Annotated in this window: 4 protein-coding genes; 3 read left to right on the forward strand and 1 reads right to left on the reverse strand. The window is 49.9% G+C overall.

Going from position 1 to position 4069, the window contains the following annotated elements:
* The first annotated feature begins 318 nt into the window (after positions 1 to 318).
* Positions 319 to 816, forward strand: a complete 498-nt coding sequence (locus tag Q7V48_04450) for a 3-isopropylmalate dehydratase small subunit (GenBank protein ID MDO9209986.1) — start codon at positions 319 to 321, stop codon at positions 814 to 816.
* Between the two features lie 217 nt (positions 817 to 1033).
* Positions 1034 to 2092, forward strand: coding sequence for a 3-isopropylmalate dehydrogenase (locus Q7V48_04455; GenBank protein MDO9209987.1), 1059 nt, complete (start codon positions 1034 to 1036; stop codon positions 2090 to 2092).
* Here the strand turns inward: Q7V48_04455 and Q7V48_04460 are convergent.
* The gene (locus Q7V48_04460; protein MDO9209988.1) at positions 2079 to 2999 is read right to left on the reverse strand and encodes a hypothetical protein; all 921 of its coding nucleotides are present in this window, start codon (positions 2997 to 2999) and stop codon (positions 2079 to 2081) included. The genes Q7V48_04455 and Q7V48_04460 overlap by 14 nt on opposite strands.
* Before the next feature lie 148 nt (positions 3000 to 3147).
* Between Q7V48_04460 and Q7V48_04465 the strand changes: the two genes are divergently transcribed.
* Positions 3148 to 4069, forward strand: a 922-nt coding sequence (locus Q7V48_04465) for an MBL fold metallo-hydrolase (GenBank protein MDO9209989.1), incomplete at its 3' end; no start/stop codon positions are given.

A 4069-nucleotide genomic window follows, 5' to 3' on the forward strand; every position in this document is an offset into this window, starting at 1 on the left:
ACTAACCTTCAATTTCTGAAAATTTTATTAAGAATTTATTAATTTTATCTGTGCTTATCTGTACTACTAACGTTCAAACTTTGAAAATTTTGTTAAGCAATCCCCCCCCCTATCCCTCCCCCTCGAGGGGGGAGGGTTGGGAGGGGGTGATTTCTTTTGGTTGCGGCCATGCCGCGCTGTGGTTATCTATGTCCTAAATTGATTTTTTTAAGATCTTTATATCTCTGTGATCTCTGTGCCCTCTGTGGCTGATGTTTTTTTTGGTTGCGGCTCTGCCGCGCTGTGACCTCTGTGGTTATATTAGGATTAGGAGGACTTATGATTTACAAAGGGAGAGCCTGGAAATTCGGGGCGAATGTCGATACCGATGCCATCATTCCCGCCCGTTATCTCAATACGACGGATCCGGCGGAAATGGCCTCTCACCTTATGGAAGACATCGACCCGAAATTTCTCGAGAAGATTCAGCCCGGAGACATCTTTGTGGCCGAGGAAAATTTCGGCTGCGGTTCCTCCAGGGAACACGCCCCGCTGGCCATCAAACACGCCGGCGTTTCTTGCGTGGTAGCCAAGAGCTTTGCCCGCATCTTCTACCGCAACGCCTTCAACATGGGCCTGCCCATTCTCGAGAGCACTGAGGCCGTAGAAGGGATCCATCAGGGCGATGAGTTGCAGGTGGACAGCGAAACGGGCACCATTGAAAATTTGAGCACGGGAAAGACTTTTAAAGCCCAGCCCATTCCGCCATTCATGCAACAGCTCATCAAGTCTGGAGGGTTGATGAGCTACGTTAAGACATTTAAAATGAAAACATGAAAAAATGGGTTCCAGGGTTCAAGGATTCAAGGGAGGCTATTAATTTGGAATGCAGAATGCCAAATGCGGAATAAAAAATCCGAAATCCGCATTCCGAAATCCGCATTCCGAAATCCGAAATCTTTCAAACCCTCTAATCCTGGGGCCCTTTTAATGACCAAGGCTTTGTAGAAATTGAATGTTATTTTGAAAAATCACCTTAGCAGAAGGAGGGAAAATGGCCTACAAGATCGCGGTCATTCCTGGAGATGGTACCGGCCCCGAAGTAGTAGACGAGGGCCTGAAAGTTTTAAGAGCTGTTGCGGAGAAAGAAAAATTCCAACTGGACTTTCATTTCTACGATCTGGGAGGAGAGCGGTATCTCAAAACCGGCGAAATTCTTCCTGAAAGCGTTCTGGAAGAACTCAGAAAAGTTCAAGCCATATTCCTGGGGGCCATTGGGCATCCCCAGGTAAAACCCGGTATCCTGGAACAGGGCATCCTTTTGCGCTTGCGGTTTACCCTGGATCAGTATATCAACCTCCGGCCCGTGAAACTTTACCCAGGGGTGGAAACTCCTCTTAAGGATAAAGGGCCCGAACATATCAACTTCGTCATCATCCGCGAAAACACTGAAGGGCTCTACACGGGCGCGGGAGGGTTCTTGAAAAAGGGAACCGCGGATGAGGTTGCTGTCCAGGAATCGATCAATACCCGCAAAGGAGTGGAACGCTGCCTGCGCTATGCTTTCGAGTTTTGCCTGAAACGCAACAAGGAACTCAAACTGACCCTCGCGGGCAAGACCAACGTGCTCAACTACGCTTCCGATCTATGGGCGAGGACCTTTGCCGAGGTAGCCAAGGAATATCCCCGCGTGAAAACGGACTATACCCACGTCGATGCCCTTTGCATGTGGCTGATCAAAAACCCGGAGTGGTTCGACGTGATCGTGACCGACAACCTTTTTGGCGACATCATCACGGACCTGGGGGCTATGATCCAAGGCGGTCTGGGCATTGCAGCAGGCGGGAACATCAACCCCGACCCTGGCGGAGTATCCATGTTTGAGCCCATGGGCGGTTCCGCCCCCAAGTATACCGGCAAGAATATGATTAACCCCATGGCGGCCATCGCAGCTTGCCAGATGATGCTCGACCATTTCGGAGAAAAGAAAGCCGCGCAGCGCGTCGAAAAGGCCATCGCCCAAGTCCTCGAGAAACATTTAAAGAGCATGGCCGCGGGAGAAATGGGTTATACGACTCAAGAAGTTGGGGATCTGGTGGTCAAGTATCTGTAAAAATGGGTGGGGCTTGGGCTCCTCGTACCCTCTCCTGGCGGCAGTTCAGAAGCACTTTGTGCACTTGCTTATGATTGACCCCTGCTTTTTGCGCTAAGAGCGTATGCAGAAAAAGATCAGGGGGAGCGGACCCCGAAAGGTATTCAGCGTATCCTGCCAAAATGGCTTCCCTTTGATCCGGCGTGACATCGGGGACCTTGGTCAAACGATCTTGCCCTTCATGAATAAAGTCCAGATAACGAAAAACCTGTAAAGGAGGGCAGGCGATTTTTTGGGCAATCTCTGCCACTCCTTCCCGAAGAGACTTACCGTTTTCCAGATTGCGCCAATAGGTTTTTTCGATGAAGAAGCGCTGCTCCCGGCTTAGCCCTTTTAGGTTGGGCGGTTGCCTGTTCCACTTCCGAACGGCGAGCACCACGGCCCGGAAGGGAATCCCCATTTCCCTGGAAATAGTTTTGCGCCGCCCTCTGGCAGGACGCTCTAAACTCATCACATACCCTTGATAGCGGCGAATAATCTCCTGCTCTGTTTCTTCCGGTAAGTCCCAATTGCCACCCGCCTGCAGGGCTTGGGCCACCAGCAATTTTTTGACCTTCAGTTTCTTGGCGATTAGGGCATGAACCTTGCGCTGAGCCAGGTCCTTCTCTTCCCGGTAGACTTCGTACTCTTTAAGAATTTGAGCCCTAAGCTCATCAGATAGCGGTAAACCGGGTGGCGGAATTTGCCGGGAGGTTTTGGTTGCAGGGGGAGCTTTCTTTTCCTGCTTTTGCAGGGTCTTTTGCTTTTGTTTAATCTTCCCCGCAACTCGTTCGCTACATCGTGGGCAAAGTCTTGCTTGGCGATCCGGAGTAAGGAAAGTGCGTCCACATTCACGGCAATCCTTGCGGAAACTTAACCCTTTGACCATAAACCCCCCTCCATCTGCAGACATTGGTTTCTTATATAACTCCATTGAGCCGGTAGATCAAGGAATAAATGAATGGGGCTTTTCCATCTTTACTTTTAAAATATGCTAAAATAGACTCCCCTAAAACGGGGATGAAAGGAGAGTGGGTATGAAGATAAAGTTTATGGGCGCGGCCAAAACAGTAACAGGGTCCTGTTTCATTCTGGAAACCGGCACGCATCGATTGGCCATCGATTGTGGGTTGCATCAAGGTAATGCCGCAATCGAAAAACGCAATTGGGATATCGGTATTTATGAGCCCAGTAAAATCGATTGTTTTCTGATCACCCATGCCCATATCGACCATTCCGGTCTCCTGCCCCGCATGGTGCAAAAGGGGTTCCAGGGCCGGATTTACACCACCCCGCCGACCCGGGATTTACTGGAGATCATGCTTTTAGACAGCGCCCATATTCAGGAAATGGAAGCGCAATGGAAGAGTAAAAAGCACCTCCGCCATGGGCAGAAGCATATCCAACCTTTATATACCCAAAAAGATGCGCAGGCCACCTTCCCGTTGTTCGAGATCAAAGCCTACAATGAACCTTTTGAACCCTACCCGGGCTTAAAAGTCAATTTTAAGGATGCCGGGCACATCCTCGGTGCTTCCTTAATCGAACTCTGGGTTGAAGAAAACGGCTTCCAGAATAAACTGGTTTTTTCCGGGGATGTGGGCCGCCCGGCCCAATTACTGGTTGAAGACGCCAGCCTGGTCCAGGCGGCTGATTTCCTTTTTCTTGAATCCACCTACGGAGACCGTGATCATAAAAATGAAGAAGACAGTTTGAATGAACTGGCCGAAGCAATCGCTTACAGCTACGCGCGCGGAGAGAAGGTGATTATCCCGGCTTTCGCTGTGGAAAGAACCCAGGAGATCATTTATTCGCTGCACCTTTTAGCCAAGGAGGGAAGGCTCCCAGCGGACGTGCCCGTTTATTTAGACAGCCCCTTAGCGATCCGAGCCACTGAGATTTTTCGGAATTATACGGAATATTTTGATGAAGCCACCAAAAAACTTATACAAAACGGAG

Source organism: Deltaproteobacteria bacterium, assembly GCA_030654105.1.
Taxonomy (GTDB): Bacteria; Desulfobacterota; SM23-61; order SM23-61; family SM23-61; genus JAHJQK01.